We start from the raw sequence: 17,056 nt of genomic DNA on the forward strand, positions 1-17,056 counted from the left end.
TCGCCGGAGGGGCTTGGTTTGCTGGCCCGGTCCGTCCTGTGCCGGAACGGCTCATGGAGGCCGGAGGGGCTCAGTCAGCCAGTGTCTTTGCCGCCGCCCTGCCTGCTGCTCGGCCCGAGAAGATGCAGCCGCCCAGGAACGTGCCCTCCAACGAGCGGTAGCCGTGGACTCCGCCGCCGCCGAAGCCCGCCGCCTCGCCCGCCGCGTACAGGCCGGGGAGCGGGGTGCCGTCGGCGGTGAGGACCTGGGAGGAGAGGTCCGTCTCCAGGCCGCCCAGGGACTTACGGGTCAGGATGTTGAGGCGTACGGCGATGAGCGGGCCCGCCGCCGGGTCCAGGATGCGGTGCGGTTTCGCCGTACGGATCAGGCGGTCGCCGAGGTAGGCGCGGGCGCCGTGGATCGCGGTGACCTGGAGGTCCTTGGTGAAGGGGTTGGCGATCTCCCGGTCGCGGGCGGTGATCTCGCGGCGCAGTTCGGCCGCGTCGATCAGGCCGTCGCCGCTGACCGCGTTCATGCCCCGGACCAGGGCGTCGAGGTCCTTCTCCACGACGAAGTCCGCGCCGTGGTCCATGAACGCCTTGACCGGTGCGGGCACGTCCGCGCGGGCCCGGCCGATCACGTCCCGTACCGACTTGCCGGTCAGGTCCGGGTTCTGCTCGGAGCCCGACAGGGCGAACTCCTTGCCGATGATCCGCTGGTTGAGCACGAACCAGGTGTAGCCGTAACCGGTGCGCATGATGTGTTCGAGGGTGCCGAGCGTGTCGAAGCCGGGGAAGAGCGGGACCGGCAGCCGCTTGCCGCGGGCGTCCAGCCAGAGGGAGGAGGGGCCGGGCAGGATGCGGATGGCGTGCTTGGCCCAGATCGGGTTCCAGTTCTCGATGCCCTCGGTGTAGTGCCACATCCGGTCCCGGTTGATGTGGTGGGCGCCCGCCTCCTCGGCGATGCCCACCATCAGGCCGTCCACATGGGCGGGGACGCCGGAGAGCAGCTTCTCGGGCGGGGTGCCGAGGCGCTCGGGCCACTGCGCGCGGACCAGGTCGTGGTTGCCGCCGATGCCTCCGGAGGTGACGATCACCGCCTGGGCCCTGAGCTCGAAGGCGCCGGTGGCCTCCCGGCTGCTGGCGGCGCCCCGCTCCGCCGCGCTCGGCTCCAGGATCTCGCCGGTGACCGTGTCCAGCACCCCGGCGGTGCGGGCGAGGCCGGTGACGCGGTGGCGGAACCTGAGCTGGACGAGCCCTTTGGCGACGCCCGCGCGGACCCGGCGCTCGAAGGGGGCGACGACGCCGGGGCCGGTGCCCCAGGTGATGTGGAAGCGGGGTACGGAGTTTCCGTGGCCGTTCGCGTCGTAGCCGCCGCGCTCGGCCCAGCCGACGACCGGGAAGATCCGCAGCCCCTGCTGGTGCAGCCAGGAGCGCTTCTCGCCGGCCGCGAAGTCGACGTACGCCTCGGCCCACTTCTTGGGCCAGTGGTCCTCCTTGCGGTCGAACCCGGCGGTGCCGTACCAGTCCTGGAGGGCCAGCTCGCGGCTGTCCTTGATCCGCAGCCGGCGCTGCTCGGGCGAGTCGACGAGGAAGAGGCCGCCGAAGGACCAGTGGGCCTGCCCGCCGATGGACTGCTCGGGCTCCTGGTCGAGGAGGATCACGGAACGGCCGGCGTCGACCAGTTCGGCGGTGGCCACGAGTCCGGCGAGCCCTGCCCCGATCACGATCACATCAGCGTCGTACGCCATCGGTTCCATCCTGTCGGGGAGGGGCAGCCGGGAGACAAGTTACCCGTGCGTCAGATCTTGGGTACCGGCCGCTGCCACGTCAACCACCCGGGTGCTGTTGGATGAATCGCATGACGCCTTCCGAGGAGATCCTGGACATCGTCGACGAGAGAGACGAGGTCATCGGGCAGGCCCCGCGCGGCGAGGCGACCGCCCGGGGCCTGCGCCACCGCTGTGTGTTCATCGAGGCGCGCGACGCCGAGGGGCGTCTCTTCGTCCACCGCCGGACGGCGACCAAGCTGGTCTTCCCCTCGCACTACGACATGTTCGTGGGCGGGGTGGTGGGCGCGGGCGAGTCCTACGACGAGGCGGCGCTGCGCGAGGCGGAGGAGGAGCTGGGGGTCTCGGGGCTGCCGGCCCCCGAGCCGCTGTTCCGGTTCCTCTACACCGATGCCGAGCACTCCTGGTGGTCCGCCGTCTACCAGGTGCGGTGCGAGCTTCCGGTGGCCCCGCAGGCCGAGGAGGTCGCCTGGCACACCTTCCTGGGCGAGAAGGAGCTGGAGGAGCGTCTCGGTGAGTGGCCGTGGGTGCCGGACGGGGTGGAGGCGTACCGGCGGCTGCAGCGGTTCCGGGCGCTCTGACCTCGTAAGGTGCCCTGTGTGAACAAGATCGCGCAGAGCGTACGCCTGTGGTTCGCGCCGCAGCGGGTCCGGGACGAGGGGACCACCCCGGACTACCGGTTCTCGCTGGCCAACGAGCGGACGTTCCTCGCCTGGATCCGGACCGCGCTGGCCCTGATCGGCGGGGGCTTCGCCGTGGACCAGTTCCTGCCGGAGCTGGCCTGGGGCGTGCGGGCCGGACTCGCGCTCGGGCTGCTCGCCGCCGGGGTGCTGTGCGCGCTGCGGGCGGTCAACCACTGGGTGCGGTGCGAGCGGGCGATGCGGCGCGGGCAGGATCTGCCGGTCTCCCGGTTCCCGACGCTGCTGGGGATCGTGGTGGCGGTCGTGGCCGTGGCGATGGTGGTGGTGGTCCTCTTCGGCTGGGAGGGCCGGTGACGGCGGTGGTACGGGACCGTGATCCGGGTCTGCAGCCCGAGCGGACCCGGCTCGCGTGGCGGCGTACCACGCTGTCCGCCACGGTGGTGGCCCTGATCGCCGCGCGGCAGGCGCTGCACAGCGGTGCGTCCCCGGCCGCGCTGGTGGCGGTGGCGCTGACGGCGGCGGCCTGGCTGGGGCTCCTGGCGGTGGCCCACCTCCGGGTGCGGCGCCTGGGGGTGGCGCGGCCGGAGCCGCTCGCGCCGCGCGGGGCGCTGGCGGCGGCGGTGTGCACGGTGGCGGTCGCGGTATTCGCGGTGGCCATGCTGTTCTGAGCGCGCCTGGGGGGTGTTCAGCCGTCCCAGTCCACCGTGACCACGATCTTGCCGCGCGTGCGTCCCTCCTGGTTGAGGCGGTACGCCTCGGCCGCCTGCTCCAGCGGGAAGACCTGGTCCACATGGACGGTGACGATGCCCCGCTCGGCCAGCTCCGCGAGCTGGGCCAGGTCGGCGGCGTCGGGCCGGACGAAGGCGTAGCGGCCGCCGTAGGAGAAGACCTCGCTGTCGGCGATCGAGGCGAGCCGGCCGCCCTCGGCGAGGGTCTCGGCCGAGACCCTCAGCGCCTCGCCGCCCACCGTGTCGAACGCCGCGTCGAAGCCCTCGGGGACCAGCTCCCGCAGCCGGTCGGCGAGGCCGTCCCCGTACTCCACGGGTTCGGCGCCGAGGCTCCGTACATGGTCGTGGTTGCGGGCGCTCGCGGTGCCGATGACCCGGCAGCCGGTGTGGCGGGCGAGCTGCACGGCGAGCGAGCCGACGCCGCCCGCCGCCGCGTGGACGAGGACGGTGTCGCCGTCGCGGATCTTCAGGGTGCGGTGCAGCACCTGGTACGCGGTGAGCCCGGCCAGCGGCAGGCCCGCGGCCTCTTCGAAGCTGAGGCTGAGGGGCTTGCGGGCGAGGGTGCGGACGGGGGCGGCGACGTACTCGGCGAACGTACCGCGGGAGAGGAAGTCCTCGCGGACGTAGCCGATCACCTCGTCCCCGACCCCGAACTCGTCCACGGCGATGCCCGGTTCCACGACCACCCCGGAGACGTCCCAGCCGGGGATCACCGGGAAGACGGCTTCGAGGCCGCCCTGGAGGTAGCCCTCGCGGGCCTTCCAGTCGACCGGGTTGACGGCGGCGGCCCGCACCTTCACCAGGACGGAGTCGGGGCCGACCTTGGGGTCGGGCCGCTCGCCGTACTCCAGGACATCGGCCGAGCCGTACGCGCTGTAGCTGATCGCCTTCATCCCTCGACCTTCCGCGCAGGTCAGGGTCGCCGCAACTCAGAGCGGACAGCGCCGCTCACCTCCCGGTCCCCGGCCGGCCGTGCGTCGTCGCACACCTCGTCGGCGAGGGCGAAGAGTCCGTTCGGATCGGTGACCGCGCGGCAGGGGCGGATCGGCCACGAGGATCGGGGTGAGTCGGACGCCTTCGATCACCATTTCGTCGGCATGCACACGTGAACTGCATTCAGGGATGCGACCCATCGCCAGGGCCGGGACGGGGTTCCCGCGCTCACGGGACGGGGTTCCCGCGCTTGATTGCGGGAGGGCACTGGACGACATACCGACTGGTCGGCATCATGGTCAGCGATCGTTCCTGTCAGCGATCGTCCCGTCGCCCCGGAGGTGCGCACCATGAGCCCAGTCCCCCCGCCAGGTCTCGACCCGGAGCTGCTGCGCGGCCATCTCGACCGCGAGCGGCCGGGGCTGGTGAGCGGACCCCTCGAAGCGCGGCTCATCGAGGGCGGCCGCTCGAACCTGACGTACACGGTCACCGACGGGACCGGCCGCTGGGTGGTGCGCAGACCACCGCTGGGCCATGTGCTGGCCACCGCGCACGACATGAAGCGCGAGCACCGGGTGATCAGCGCTCTGCACCCCACCGCCGTCCCGGTGCCGGAGCCGGTGCTCCTCTGCGAGGACGACGCGGTGCTCGGGGCGCCGTTCTACGTCATGGAGCACGTCGAGGGCGTCCCGTACCGCACCGCCGAGCAGCTCGCCCCGCTGGGGCCCGAGCGCACCCGGGCCGCCGTCCTCGCGCTCGTCGACACGCTGGTCGACCTGCACGCGGTGGACCCGGTGGCCGTGGGGCTCGGGGACTTCGGGCGGCCGGAGGGATTCCTGGACCGGCAGTTGCGGCGCTGGGGCAAGCAACTGGACGCCTCCCGCAACCGGGACCTGGCCGGCATCGACGAGCTGCACGCCTCGCTCGGCCGTGAGCTGCCCGCCTCCCCCGCGCCCACCGTCGTCCACGGCGACTACCGCCTGGACAACGTGCTGCTCGGCCCGGACGACCGCATCAACGCGGTCCTGGACTGGGAGATGTCCACCCTGGGCGATCCGCTGACCGACCTCGGGCTCCTCGTGATGTACAGCTCCGACCTCGATCTGCCGCACTCCCCCGTCTCCACCACCAGCGGCGCGGCGGGCCACCCCTCCCCCGCCGAGCTGATCGAGCGGTACGCCGCCGGGTCGGGCCGGGACACCTCCGCCATCTCCTGGTACACCGCGTTCGCCTGGTTCAAGCTCGCCGTGATCCTGGAGGGCATCCACTACCGCTACACCCTCGGCCAGACCGTCGGCGCCGGTTTCGACCAGATCGGCGATCTGGTCCCGGTCTTCATCGAGCACGGCCTCACCACCCTCCAGGAAGGCTGACCCCCCATGGACTTCGCATTCGACGCCCGTACCGAGGAGCTCCGTACCCGGCTGCTCGCCTTCATGGACGAGTACGTGTATCCGGCCGAGCCGGTCGCCGAGGAGCAGCGGGCGCTGCTCGCCTCGCCGTGGGACACGCCCGCGATCGTCGGCGAGCTGAAGGCCGAGGCGCGGCGGCAGGGGCTGTGGAACCTCTTCCTGCCCGACGCGGAGTACGGGGCCGGGCTGACGAACCTCCAGTACGCGCCGCTCGCCGAGATCACCGGCCGCTCCCCGCACCTCGCACCGACCGCCCTGAACTGCGCGGCGCCGGACACCGGGAACATGGAGGTGCTCTTCCAGTTCGCCACCGCCGAGCAGAAGAAGCAGTGGCTGGAGCCGCTGCTCGCCGGGGAGATCCGCTCCGCGTTCGCGATGACGGAGCCGGAGGTCGCGTCCTCGGACGCGACGAACATCGAGACCCGGATGATCCGGGACGGCGACGACTACGTCATCAACGGGCGCAAGTGGTACATCTCCGGGGCGATGAACCCGGACTGCGCGGTCTTCATCGTTATGGGCAAGACCGACCCGGACGGCGCCGACCTCCGCCGCCAGCAGTCGATGATCCTGGTGCCACGCGACACGCCGGGCGTCGAGGTGCGGCGCGCGATGCAGGTGTACGGGTACGAGGACCACTCCCACGGCGGTCACGCGGAGGTGGTCTTCCACGACGTACGGGTGCCGGTGGCCAACCTGGTCGGTGAGGAGGGCGGCGGCTTCGCGATCGCGCAGGCCCGGCTGGGGCCGGGGCGGATCCACCACTGCATGCGGCTGATCGGGATGGCGGAGCGGGCCATCGAGCTGATGTGCCGGCGGGCGGTGGCACGTACGGCGTTCGGCAAGCCGCTCGCCTCGCAGGGCGTCGTACAGAACTGGATCGCGGACGCCCGGGTGACGGTGGAGCAGTTGCGGCTGCTGGTGCTGAAGACGGCCTGGCTCATGGACACGGTGGGCAACAAGGGCGCGCACACCGAGATCCAGGCCATCAAGATCGCCACCCCGCGCGCGGTGGTGGACATCCTCGACGCGGCGGTGCAGCTGCACGGGGCGGGCGGGGTGAGCCAGGACTTCCCGCTGGCGGAGCTGTGGGCGTCGGCGCGGACGCTGAAGCTGGCGGACGGGCCGGACGAGGTGCACCAGCGGTCGCTGGCCCGGCGGGAGATCAAGCGGTACGTGTGAGAAACCGGGTGCGGCCCGCTCCTGGGGAGCGGGCCGCACCGGGGTCACGTGACGGTCAGAAGGTGAGCTTCCAACTGTCGATGTAGCCGGTGTCCTGCCGGGCGATGTCCTGCACCCGGAGCTTCCAGACGCCGTTGGCGACCTTGGCGGAGGCGTTGACGGTGTACGTCGTGATGACGTTGTCCGCCGAGTCGCCGCTGCTGGAGTTCTTCAGCCGGAAGGCGGCGCCGTCCGGTGCCAGCAGGTCGATGACGAGGTCACCGCGGAAGGTGTGCTTGATGTCCACGCCCACCTGGAGTGCGGCGGGCGCGTTGCCGGTCCGGCCGGAGACGGTGACCGAGGAGGTCACGGCCGCCCCGGCGTCCGGGACGGCGACGTCGGCGTCGTTGGAGAAGACGGTGCCGGTGGGCGGCTCGCCCGTGGAGCCCGCGGAGAGGGTCCAGATGGCGTGGGCGGCGGCGTCGCTGTTGCGGTCCAGGGCGGTGTCGTTGATGTTGGCCGTGGTGTCGCAGGAGGAGTGGTAGCAGCGGTCGAAGGCCTGGCCCTGCGTCCCTCCCCACTTCTGCACCTGGGCCGCGGTCTTGGTGCGGCTGGCGCCGGTGAAGAGGCCGCCGACCGGGACGCCCGCCGACTTGAACGGGGCGTGGTCGGAGCGGCCGTCGCCCTCGGTCTCGATCTCGGTGGGCACGCCGATGCCCGCGAAGTAGTCCTTGAAGGTCTTCTCGATGACCGGGTCGTCGTCGTAGACGAAGTAGCCCGCGTTCGGCGAGCCGATCATGTCGAAGTTGAGGTAGCCGGAGATCTTCGAGCGCTCGGCGGCCGGCAGGTTGTTGACGTAGTACTTGGAGCCGATCAGGCCCAGCTCCTCCGCACCCCACCAGGCGAACCGCAGGTGCTTGTCGGGCTGGTAGCCGGCGCGCGAGACGGCGAGGGCGGTCTCCAGGACGGCGGCCGAGCCGGAGGCGTTGTCGTTGATCCCGGCGCCGGAGGAGACGGAGTCCAGGTGGGCTCCGGCGAAGACGACCTTGTTCGGGTCGCCGCCGGGCCAGTCGGCTATCAGGTTGTAGCCGGTGGCGCCGCTGGAGGTGAACTGCTGGATCGACGTGGTGTATCCGGCCGCGTCGAGCTTGGCCTTCACGTAGTCGACGGACGCCTTGTAGCCGGGGCGGCCGTGGGCGCGGTTGCCGCCGTTGTTCGCGGCGATCGTCGAGAACTGCGTGAGGTGGCCCTTGACGCCTGCCAGGGGTATGTCGGGCGCCGCCACGGCGGCGGCCGCCGTGGTCGTCGCCGGGGCGGCCTGCGCGGTGGGCGCGGCGGTCCCGAGGAGGGCTGCGAGGGCGACGGCGGCGACGGCCGCCGGGGATCTGCGCAGGGTGAGTCGGTTCGGTCTCATCGATGGGGCTCCGGATTCCGTTCGGGGACTGACGGAACGTGCGGGGGGCACCCGGCCGCGTGGAACGTACGGCCGGGTCCTGGAGCTGGTGGTGCGCGCCGCGGGGCCGGTGGCCCGTGCGGCGCGTGACCGATGGTCAATGAGGTGACAGTGTTCCGTCAAGAGCGGAAAGCGGACATGTCAGTTCCATTAACGAACACATATCGGCGTTTGGACGTGTTCAACCGGCTCTGAACAGGGCGGTGTTGTGCCCTCCCATGCGCTCCCCCGCGCTCGGCGCGCTACGGGCGCAGGGCCCGCAGCAGCAGGTCCGCGAGGTGGTCGGCGACCTGCTGGCGGGTGAGCGGGCCGTCCGGGCGGTACCAGGTGGAGAGGTGGTGGACCGAGCCGAAGTGGTAGTCGACCACCAGGTCGGCGGGGGTCGCGGTGGAGAACACCCCGCTGCGCTGGCCCTCCTCGATCAGCGCCCGGAACCGCTCGTGGTAGCGGCGGCGCTCCACCCGTACCTGCTTGTTCTTCTCCGGGCTCAGGTGGTGCATGGAGCGGAAGAAGATCGCGGCGTCGTCCAGGTTGTCGATGGTCGTGACGACCACGTCGGCGGCCGCGTCGCGCAGCCGCTGCTCGATGGGCGCGTCGGCGTCCGCGAAGGCGTCGAGCCGCTCCTGCTGGAGCCGCAGCACCCGGGCGTACACCTCCTGGAGGAGGTCCTCCTTGGAGCCGAAGTAGTGGTAGAGCGCCCCCTTGGTGACGCCCGCCGCCTCGACGATCTCCTGGACCGAGGTGCGGTCGTACCCGCGTTCGGCGAAGAGCCGGGTGGCGGCGGCCAGCAGCCTCTGGGGGACGGGAGTGCCGTTCTGCTCCGTCGCCTTGGCCATGAGCCGCCACCTGCCTTTCATACCGTGCGTTCGCTGTTTCGACGAGGTTCTAACGGGAGGAACGCAGTTCCCGCCTGAGGATCTTCCCACTCGCCGTCTTCGGCAGCTCGGCCAGGATCTCCACCTCGCGCGGATACTTGTACGCGGCGAGCCTTTCCTTGCAGTACGTCCCCAGCTCGCCCGGTTCGACGGTTGTGCCCGGACGCAGACTGACATAGGCGCGTACGGTCTCCCCGCGGTACGCGTCGGGCACGCCCACGACGGCCGCCTCGCGCACCGCCGGGTGGGTGTACAGGACGTCCTCCACCTCGCGGGGCCAGACCTTGAACCCGGAGGCGTTGATCATGTCCTTCTTGCGGTCGACGACGTAGAGCCAGCCCGCCGCGTCCATGAAGCCGATGTCGCCGGTGCGCAGCTCGCCGTCCGGGAAGGCGGCCTCGGTGGCCTCGGGGAGGTTCCAGTAGCCGGAGACGACCTGCGGGCCGCGCACCGCGATCTCGCCCTGCTCCCCGAAGGGCACCTCCTGCCCGCTCTCGTCGAGGATCCGTACGACGGTGTCGGGGCCGGGAACGCCGACGGAGAGGGTGCCGGAGACCGGGTCCACCGGGGCCTCGCGCTCGGGCGGGACCGAGGCGCAGGGGGCGGTGCACTCGGTGAGGCCGTAGCCGTTGCGGATGTACGGGCCGAAGCCGGCGCGGAACTTCTCCACCAGCGCGGGCGGCAGCGGGGCGCCGCCGGAGGAGATCACCTGGAAGGAGGCGAAGTGGTCCGGTGTGACGTCGGGGTGGGCGGCGAGGGCCATGAAGGCGGTGGAGGGGCCGACGGTGTACGCGGGGCGGTGGGCGGCGAAGGCGTCGAGGACGACCCCCGCCTCGAAGCGGTAGGCCAGGACCAGGGTGCCCGCGTTGGCGATGCAGGCGGCGAGCTGGCAGACCATGCCGGTGATGTGGAAGAGCGGCGCGAGCGCGAAGTAGGCGGAGCCCTCGGCGACGGGGTGCCCGGTGCGCTGCCGTTCGGCGTTGACCATGATGTTGGCGTGGGAGTTCATGGCGCCCTTGGGGGTGCCGCTGGTCCCGGAGGTGTAGCTGATCAGCGCCGCGTCGGCGGCGGTGAGCTCCCGGCCGTCCGGGGGTGCGTGGCCGGCCCGGGCGGCGGTGAGCAGGTCGTCGGCGAGGTCGTCCGGGCCGGGGGCGGGGAGCCGCTCGAAGCCGAGGACACGGGGGTCGTCCATGCTCTGGAGGTCCAGCTCGCAGGCGGTCAGCGCGATGGTGAGGTCCGGGGCGGCCTCGGCGGTCTCTCGCAGATACGCCGCCCAGGCCCGGTCCGAGCAGATGAGCGCGGCGACCCCGGCGTCCTTCAGCACGTGCCCGACCTCGCCGGACTTGTACATCGGATTGAGCGGTACGACGGTGGCCCCGGCCTTCCACGCGCCGAGGAGCGCGAGGACGAAGTGCGGGCTGTTCTGGAGCATGATCGCGACCCGGTCGCCGCGCCGCAGGCCCCGGGCGGCGAGGTGCCCGGCCACCGAGTCGGAGAGCGTGTCGGTCTCGCGGTAGGTCAGGCGGCCGTCGAAGTAGGCGAGGGCGGGGTGGTCCTCCGGAGCCCGGGCGACCGCGTCCCGGAAGGCGTGGAGCACGGTCGCGGCGGGGTGCACCGCGGCGCGCTGGGCGTCGCTGAGGAGGGCGAGCCAGGGCTGGGCGGCATAGCGGGAGGGGGTGGGATGTGTGTCGGTCATGCGCCGCTCGCCTCCTCCCACTTCTGCTGGAGCCGGTTCATATTGCCCATCCACCGGTCCGGATCGGCGGCGCGCGCCTGGTAGTACCCGGCGACCTCCGGGTGCGGCAGGACCAGGAAGCGGTCGGCCGCCATCGCGTCGAACAGCGCGTCGGCGACGGCGGTCGGCTCGATCGCCCCGGGGGCGAGCACCAGCTCGCCGGCCGAACCGGCGGCGGTGAGCATGTCCGTACGTACGCCCTGCGGGCAGATGGCGTGAACCTTGATGCCGCGGTGGCGGTAGGTGAGCGAGAGCCACTCGGCGAAGGCGACGGCCCCGTGCTTGGTGACGCTGTAGGGGGCCGCGCCAATCATCGTCAGTAGTCCGGCGGCGGAGGCGGTGGTGACGAAGCGCCCGCTGCCGCGCTCCAGCCAGTCCGGCAGCAGGGCCCTGGCCGCCCGGACGTGGGCCATCACGTTGACGTCCCAGGCGGCGGCCCAGACCTCCTCGTCGGCGAACGCGTCGCCGGGCGAGGCGAGTCCGGCGTTGGCGCAGTAGACGTCCACCGTGCCGCCCAGCGCGTCCCGGGCCGCCTCCACGATGCCGGAGGCGTCCCCGGCGACGGCGGTGCCGCCGATCTCCTTCGCGAGCGGCTCGATGCGCGCGAGGTCGAGGTCGTTGACGACGACCCGCGCGCCCTGCTCGGCGAACCTGCGGGCCAGCGCGGCGCCGATGCCGCCTCCGGCTCCCGTGACCACCACGCCGGCGTCCTGCACCGTATCCATCGTCATCCCGCCTCTCGGTCCGTCTGCACCGGCAGACTAACCGGTCGGTATGTGATCGGGGAAGGGCCGGGAAGCGCCCCGGGGCAGGTCGGCGGGGGCGGCGGTCCGGCTCGGGGAATCGGCGCGGCCCGGGTCGTTCCGTGCGGCCCGTGCCCGCGCTAGCGTGCGTGGCCATGACAGTCGGCGCGATCATGGAGGTAGCGGAATGAGCCTGTCCCGACGTGGTGTGCTGGCCGCGGGAGGCGCCGTGGGAGCGCTCGCGGCGACGGCGGCCGGCACCGGTGGAGCCGCCGCTGCCGCACGTGGCCCCGGGCGCGGCCGGATCCGTACCGGCTTCGACCGGCTGGCGGCCGACGGCTACCGGCTGCTGCGGGGCCAGAAGGTCGGCGTCGTCACCAATCCGACCGGGGTCACCGCCGACGTACGGCACATCGTCGACGTGATGCACCCGGACGACCAGGTGAACCTGACCGCCGTCTTCGGCCCCGAGCACGGCTTCCGGGGCACCGCGCAGGCGGGCGGCTCGGAGGGGCGGTACGACGACCCGGCGACCGGGCTGCCGGTCTACGACACGTACCTCAAGAGCGGGCAGCCGCTCGCGGACATCTTCACCGCGTCGGGCGTGGACACGGTGGTCTTCGACATCCAGGACGCCGGCGCGCGCTTCTACACGTACATCTGGACGCTGTACGACTGCATGGAGGCGGCCGCGCTCGCGGGCAAGCGGCTGGTGGTGCTGGACCGGCCGAACCCGGTGACCGGGCGGGCGGCGCTGGGGCCGGTGCTGGATCCGGCGTTCGCCACGTTCGTCGGCCGCCGGGAGATCGCCCAGGCGCACGGGATGACGGTGGCGGAGCTGGCGCTGTTCTTCAACGCGGAGTTCCTGCACGAGAATCCGGCACGCCTTGAGGTGGTGACGATGTCGGGGTGGCGGCGCTCGGACTTCTTCGACGACACCGGGCTGCCGTGGGTGCCGCCGAGCCCGAACATGCCGACGCCGGAGACAGCCCTGGTCTACTCCGGCACCTGTCTCTTCGAGGGCACGAACCTCTCCGAGGGCCGGGGCACCACGCGGCCGTTCGAGCTGCTGGGCGCGGAGGGCGTCGACCACCGCTGGGCGGCCGCCGTGAACGCGCTGCGGCTGCCGGGAGTCGCCTTCCGGGAGGCGTACTTCGCGCCGACGTTCTCCAAGTTCCAGGGGAAGACGGTGGGCGGGGTGCAGGTGCACGTCCAGGACCGGGAGGTCTTCGACCCGGTCCGTACGGGCATCGCGCTGCTGGTGACGGCGAAGGAGACGTGGAGCGGGTTCGCCTGGCGCCCCGACCACTGGATCGACAAGCTCACCGGCAACACCAGGGTCCGCACCATGATCGACGCGGGGGCGGACACGGACGAGGTGGTGAACGCGTGGCGGGCGGACCTGACGGCGTTCCGGGCGAAGCGGCGGAGGTATCTGCGGTACGGGGGGTAGGTTCCGGGGGGTAGGTACAGGGGGGGTAGGTACAGGGGGTAGTGCGGGCGGGGCCGGGGCGCTCGCGGAAACGTGCCCCGGTCTCTGCCTGTTCGGTCTGCCTGTTCGGCCTGCCTGTCTCAGCCCGTGAGGTCCAGGTCGCCGAGGTACTCGCCGTCGTCCGTCAGGCCGCGCTTGTGGTAGCCGAGCCGGAGGTAGAACTCCTCCGGGCCGCCCTCGCCGGGGTGCCAGGTCACGGTCGAGACCGCCCCGCCCCGCCGGCGGATCTCCTCGTTCACCGCGCCCACGGCGAACCGCCCGTACCCCCGCCCCTGCTCCCCGGTGGCGACGGCGAGCCGCCAGAGGCCGGAGCGCTTCGGGGCGTCCGGCACATCGGCGTCGTAGTCGAACGCGACGTCGAAGAAGGCCATCACGAAGCCCACGATCCGGTCGCCGTCACAGATCAGCCGGGGCCAGGCGACCTCGGGGTGCACATAGGCCTCGGCCAAGGACTGCGCGACCGGCGAGACGAACTTCCGCTGCTCGGGGGCGACTTCCAGCCGACAGGCGTCGAGCACCGTGTCGGGCGTGACCTTTTCCAGGCGGGGAGAGACTGCTGTCATGGGGACAGCCAAGCCCAGCCGCCCGGTGTCCCGCCACCGGTTTTCCCTGGTCAGCGGGGAGTTCGAGCGGCCTCCGCGCAGGGGGGAACGGCGGATGCGGCCCGGGGCGCCCCGGAGTCCGTGCGGATGGTCAGCACACAGGCGACGGCCACCACCGCGCAGCCCACCGCCACCAGCAGGGCGACCGGCAGGCCGAGCCCCGCCGGGTCACCGCTGGTGGCGAGGGCCACCACCGCGAGGGCCGTCTGACCGACGCCCACCAGAACCAGCCAGACCAGGGCCGGCGCACGCGGCGCGCGGAACCGGACGCGATCCAGGCCCAGCAGGGCCGCACCGCCGGTCAGGACCACCAGCGCGAGCACCACCAGGACGGCGTCGAGCAGACTGAAGCCGGCGGGATCGGTGTGGTCGATCTCGGCGGTGTCCGGCCCGAGCACCGGAAAGGCGATCTGGAGCAGAGCCACGTAGGCGGCCTGGAGCAGCAACAGCGCGGCAGCGATACGGCGCGTGAGGAGAGGGATCATGCGTTGCTCTTCACGAGCTTCTTGTTCCTGATGATCCACAGCTTTCCGTTCTTCACGCAACTGATGCACTGGTCACGGGTCCTGTGATGCGACTTGCTCTTGCCGTAGCAGTCACGGCGGATTTTACCCAAAGGGGATCAACCACCCACCGACCGGTTGGTGATCTTGGCCACCGGCCCCTCCCGCAGGACCGCGCGCCCTCGCACCACCCGTCCGCGCGCCGTTCCGCTTCCGTCCGTCTCCCTCGTCCGACATGGGCAGTCTCAGCCAATGGACGGATTTCATCTTTCGATGGAGCCGAAACGGGCAGGCGTACGTCCACTCCTTGACGCCGATGGACGAACGACGGAGGTGGCAGTGGCATGGCCGGTTTCCGGAGTCTTGCGAGACAGGTCCGCGACCCGCTGGGCGACCTGGCACTGCGGCGGTACTCGCTGCGCAAGTGCCTGGAGAGGTTCGCCCCCTACGGGCACCGGGCGACCTGGGACCATCTGTGCGCCCGGCACGGGATCGATCCCGAGGACCGGGCACCAGATCCGGCGCGTCTGCTGGACGCCCTGGAGGAGCTGGAGGAGGCGCGGGCGATCTGGCTCGCCTACGAGTCGGGGTTCGCCGAGCGGCGGCGGCGCGAGAAGCACGAGGGCCTGCGGCGGCCCGGCGCCTTCGACGACTGGCACCGCCGGACGTGGGGCGGCCACGGGGTGGCGCGGTGCGCGGACCCGGAGGTGCACCCCAGCGAGCCGCTCGCCGAGGTGCTGCGCCGGCTGATCGCGGCGCTCGGCTCCGGGCCCGGCTCCTCCTGCCCGGTCTGTGCGGACACCGGGATCGAGTGGCGCCAGGAGCGCGAGCGCGGGCACGAGCCGTGGTCGGGTCCGGTGTGCACGGCGTGCGGGATCGCGGTGCCGCAGCCGGTGCTGACGGACCGCACGCTGGCTCGGGCCCGGTTGGTACGGCATCGGCGGCTCGCCGCGGCGGCCGCGGCTTAGGGGACGGGTCCGCAGCCCTCGGGCGGTCGCTCCCGGGCCCGTTGTCAGTGGCGGGTGTCACCATCGGGGACATGATCCAGGTCTGCCTGAACGGTCGGCGTGGTGCGGATGCCTCGGCGGCCGTGCCCCTGTCACCCGAAGCGCTGGCCCGGTCGGCGGCCGAGGCCGTCGCCGCCGGTGCCACGGACATCCATGTGCATCCGCGGACCCCCTGCGGGCAGGACACGCTCTCGCCCCGCGTGGTGGCCGCGACGCTGACGGCGATACGGGCGGCGGTGCGCGTCCCGGTCGGGGTGACGACGGGCGCCTGGGCCGAGCCGGATCCGCGGCGCCGGGTGGAGCGCGTACGGGCGTGGTCGGTGCTGCCCGACCACGCCTCGGTCAACTGGCACGAGCCGGGCGCCGAGGAGCTGGCCGCCGCACTGCTGGAGCGGGGCGTGGGCGTGGAGGCCGGGCTCTGGTCGGGTACGGAGGGGCACCGCCTCTTCCGCCGGTCCCCCGTGGCGCCCCGGGTCCTGCGGGTGCTGGCCGAGGTCACCGACACCGACCCGGCGACGGCGACCGGCTCGGCCCGGCTGCTCCTCGCCGAGGTGGGCACCGCGCACGGCCGCCCGGTGCTGCTGCACGGGGAGGACGGCGGCGCGTGGCCGGTCGCGGCGCTGGCCTTCCGGCTCGGCCTGGCGACACGGATCGGGGCGGAGGACGTGACGGTGCTGCCGGACGGCCGTCCCGCGCGCTCGAACGCGGAACTGGTTGCCGCGGCGGTGCGGTTACGGCAGACGGCGTCCGGGAACGGCCCGGTGGCGGACTAGGCGGACCAGGGAGTGTCGTGCTGCGGCCAGTGAGCGTCGCGCTCCGGATCTTCCGTCGGGTCAGCCGTGCTCCTGCTCCTCCGCCGGGTCCTGCTTGCTCTCGGGCATCAGGCGCGAGCCGGTGATCCGTTCGCCGGAGATGTCGTCGGGGTTGGACAGCACACAGGTCTCCAGCGACAGACAGCCGCAGCCGATGCAGTCGGTCAGATGGTCCCGCAGCCGGTGCAACTGCGTGATCCGCTCGTCCAGTTCCTTGCGCCAGGCCTCGGAGAGGCGGGCCCAGTCCTCCCGGTTCGGTGTGCGCTCCTCCGGCAGGGCGGCGAGGGCGTCCCGGATCGTGGCCAGCGGGATGCCGACGCGCTGGGCCGCCCGCACGAAGGCGACGCGGCGCAGGGCGTCCCGCGAGTAGCGGCGCTGGTTGCCGCTGGTGCGGCGGCTGCTGATCAGGCCCTTGGACTCGTAGAAGTGCAGCGCGGAGACCGCCGCGCCGCTGCGCGCCGAGAGCTGGCCGACCGAGAGTTCGTGGAGTGTCTGTGGGATCTGTGGCACTCCTCAGACCCTACTGCTCCCCCGGCGGACGCCACCCCGGAATCGTTGACAGGAGCCCACCGCGCAAGGATGCTGAGCAAGCGCTTAGATATCGCGCCGGACGGCGCGGCGAGCCGGAAGGCAGGGACCCGGAACATGGCAGAGCCGAAGATCTTCACGTCCGCACAGGAGCTGCGCGACGGAGTGGGCGAGCAGCTCGGACACAGCGACTGGCTGGAGGTCGACCAGAAGCGGATCGACCTGTTCGCCGACGCGACCGGCGACCACCAGTGGATCCACGTGGATCCGGAGCGTGCAGCAGCCGGTCCGTTCGGCACGACCATCGCGCACGGCTACCTGACACTCTCCCTGCTGCCCGCGCTGGTGCCGCAGGTGATGCGGGTCGAAAACATGAAGATGGGCATCAACTACGGCACCAACAAGGTCCGTTTCCCCTCCACCGTCCCCGTCGGCTCACGGCTGCGGGCCACCGCCGTCCTCACGAACGTCGAGGAGGCCGGGGGCGGCGTGCAGATCACCGCGCTCGTCACGGTCGAGCGCGAGGGCAGCGAGAAGCCGGCCTGCGTGGCCGAGTCGGTGTCGCGCTACTACTTCTGACCCGCACCGCTTGTTCTGACTCGCGCCGCTGGTTCTGACCTGCGCCGCTGGTTCTGACCTGCGCCGCGGAGGGCCCGGGGGCGC

At 72.1% G+C, this 17,056-nt stretch carries 18 protein-coding genes; 9 read left to right on the forward strand and 9 right to left on the reverse strand.

Features of this window, described 5'->3' with window-relative positions; all coding sequences use genetic code 11:
• Window positions 1–70: 70 nt before the first annotated feature.
• Window positions 71–1,729, reverse strand: coding sequence for an FAD-binding dehydrogenase (locus ACFWRT_RS30935; protein ID WP_380953910.1), 1,659 nt, complete (start codon window positions 1,727–1,729; stop codon window positions 71–73).
• A gap of 110 nt (window positions 1,730–1,839) precedes the next feature.
• Between ACFWRT_RS30935 and ACFWRT_RS30940 the strand changes: the two genes are divergently transcribed.
• Genes ACFWRT_RS30940 through ACFWRT_RS30950 form a run of 3 tightly spaced genes read left to right on the forward strand, consistent with a single transcriptional unit; the run spans window position 1,840 to window position 3,077 of the window.
• Window positions 1,840–2,349: an NUDIX hydrolase gene (locus tag ACFWRT_RS30940; RefSeq protein WP_380953912.1), complete on the forward strand. Its 510-nt coding sequence runs from the start codon at window positions 1,840–1,842 to the stop codon at window positions 2,347–2,349.
• A gap of 18 nt (window positions 2,350–2,367) precedes the next feature.
• Window positions 2,368–2,763 carry a YidH family protein gene (locus ACFWRT_RS30945; protein WP_380953914.1) on the forward strand — a complete coding sequence of 132 codons (396 nt, stop codon included), beginning with the start codon at window positions 2,368–2,370 and terminating at the stop codon, window positions 2,761–2,763.
• Complete coding sequence (locus tag ACFWRT_RS30950; RefSeq protein ID WP_380953916.1) at window positions 2,760–3,077, forward strand: DUF202 domain-containing protein; 318 nt, start codon at window positions 2,760–2,762, stop codon at window positions 3,075–3,077. The genes ACFWRT_RS30945 and ACFWRT_RS30950 overlap by 4 nt, the downstream gene beginning before the upstream one ends.
• A 17-nt stretch (window positions 3,078–3,094) precedes the next feature.
• On the opposite strand, the gene ACFWRT_RS30955 is transcribed toward ACFWRT_RS30950, so the two are convergent.
• Window positions 3,095–4,030 carry an NADP-dependent oxidoreductase gene (locus ACFWRT_RS30955; protein ID WP_380953917.1) on the reverse strand — a complete coding sequence of 312 codons (936 nt, stop codon included), beginning with the start codon at window positions 4,028–4,030 and terminating at the stop codon, window positions 3,095–3,097.
• A 390-nt stretch (window positions 4,031–4,420) separates the two neighbouring features.
• On the opposite strand from ACFWRT_RS30955, the gene ACFWRT_RS30960 reads away from it, so the two are divergent.
• Both ACFWRT_RS30960 and ACFWRT_RS30965 read left to right on the forward strand, forming a co-directional pair.
• Window positions 4,421–5,443, forward strand: a complete 1,023-nt coding sequence (locus tag ACFWRT_RS30960; RefSeq protein WP_380953919.1) for a phosphotransferase family protein — start codon at window positions 4,421–4,423, stop codon at window positions 5,441–5,443.
• Window positions 5,444–5,449: 6 nt separating this feature from the next.
• Entirely contained in the window at window positions 5,450–6,664 is a 1,215-nt protein-coding gene (locus ACFWRT_RS30965) for an acyl-CoA dehydrogenase family protein (RefSeq protein ID WP_380953921.1), read from the forward strand.
• 55 nt (window positions 6,665–6,719) lie between these two features.
• Here ACFWRT_RS30965 and ACFWRT_RS30970 read toward each other — a convergent pair whose 3' ends face one another.
• The 4 genes from ACFWRT_RS30970 to ACFWRT_RS30985 form a co-directional block, all read right to left on the reverse strand.
• A complete protein-coding gene (locus ACFWRT_RS30970) occupies window positions 6,720–8,057 on the reverse strand; it encodes a M28 family metallopeptidase (RefSeq protein WP_380953923.1) in 1,338 nt (445 codons plus the stop codon).
• Between the two features lie 281 nt (window positions 8,058–8,338).
• Window positions 8,339–8,932, reverse strand: coding sequence for a TetR/AcrR family transcriptional regulator (locus tag ACFWRT_RS30975; RefSeq protein WP_380953925.1), 594 nt, complete (start codon window positions 8,930–8,932; stop codon window positions 8,339–8,341).
• A 49-nt stretch (window positions 8,933–8,981) separates the two neighbouring features.
• Complete coding sequence (locus tag ACFWRT_RS30980) at window positions 8,982–10,667, reverse strand: AMP-binding protein (protein ID WP_380953927.1); 1,686 nt, start codon at window positions 10,665–10,667, stop codon at window positions 8,982–8,984.
• Window positions 10,664–11,437, reverse strand: a complete 774-nt coding sequence (locus ACFWRT_RS30985; RefSeq protein WP_380953929.1) for an SDR family oxidoreductase — start codon at window positions 11,435–11,437, stop codon at window positions 10,664–10,666. Before ACFWRT_RS30985 ends, ACFWRT_RS30980 begins: the two co-directional genes overlap by 4 nt.
• Window positions 11,438–11,636: 199 nt before the next feature.
• Here ACFWRT_RS30985 and ACFWRT_RS30990 point away from each other — a divergent pair, with 199 nt between their 5' ends.
• Window positions 11,637–12,902: an exo-beta-N-acetylmuramidase NamZ family protein gene (locus ACFWRT_RS30990; protein ID WP_380953931.1), complete on the forward strand. Its 1,266-nt coding sequence runs from the start codon at window positions 11,637–11,639 to the stop codon at window positions 12,900–12,902.
• Window positions 12,903–13,021: 119 nt separating this feature from the next.
• Here ACFWRT_RS30990 and ACFWRT_RS30995 read toward each other — a convergent pair whose 3' ends face one another.
• Both ACFWRT_RS30995 and ACFWRT_RS31000 read right to left on the reverse strand, forming a co-directional pair.
• Window positions 13,022–13,504, reverse strand: coding sequence for a GNAT family N-acetyltransferase (locus ACFWRT_RS30995; RefSeq protein ID WP_380953933.1), 483 nt, complete (start codon window positions 13,502–13,504; stop codon window positions 13,022–13,024).
• Window positions 13,505–13,554: 50 nt separating this feature from the next.
• Window positions 13,555–14,028, reverse strand: coding sequence for a hypothetical protein (locus ACFWRT_RS31000; RefSeq protein ID WP_380953935.1), 474 nt, complete (start codon window positions 14,026–14,028; stop codon window positions 13,555–13,557).
• 362 nt (window positions 14,029–14,390) lie between these two features.
• Between ACFWRT_RS31000 and ACFWRT_RS31005 the strand changes: the two genes are divergently transcribed.
• Both ACFWRT_RS31005 and ACFWRT_RS31010 read left to right on the forward strand, forming a co-directional pair.
• Window positions 14,391–15,014, forward strand: coding sequence for a hypothetical protein (locus ACFWRT_RS31005; protein ID WP_380953937.1), 624 nt, complete (start codon window positions 14,391–14,393; stop codon window positions 15,012–15,014).
• 71 nt (window positions 15,015–15,085) lie between these two features.
• Window positions 15,086–15,826 (forward strand): 3-keto-5-aminohexanoate cleavage protein, encoded by a 741-nt coding sequence (locus ACFWRT_RS31010; protein WP_380953939.1) that lies wholly within the window; start codon window positions 15,086–15,088, stop codon window positions 15,824–15,826.
• 60 nt (window positions 15,827–15,886) lie between these two features.
• Here ACFWRT_RS31010 and soxR read toward each other — a convergent pair whose 3' ends face one another.
• The gene (gene soxR / locus ACFWRT_RS31015) at window positions 15,887–16,375 is read right to left on the reverse strand and encodes a redox-sensitive transcriptional activator SoxR (RefSeq protein ID WP_380953941.1); all 489 of its coding nucleotides are present in this window, start codon (window positions 16,373–16,375) and stop codon (window positions 15,887–15,889) included.
• A 135-nt stretch (window positions 16,376–16,510) separates the two neighbouring features.
• Between soxR and ACFWRT_RS31020 the strand changes: the two genes are divergently transcribed.
• The gene (locus ACFWRT_RS31020; protein WP_380953942.1) at window positions 16,511–16,972 is read left to right on the forward strand and encodes a MaoC family dehydratase; all 462 of its coding nucleotides are present in this window, start codon (window positions 16,511–16,513) and stop codon (window positions 16,970–16,972) included.
• The last annotated feature ends 84 nt before the right edge of the window (window positions 16,973–17,056 follow it).

This window comes from Streptomyces cyaneofuscatus, assembly GCF_042718795.1.
GTDB lineage: Bacteria > Actinomycetota > Actinomycetes > Streptomycetales > Streptomycetaceae > Streptomyces > Streptomyces cyaneofuscatus_A.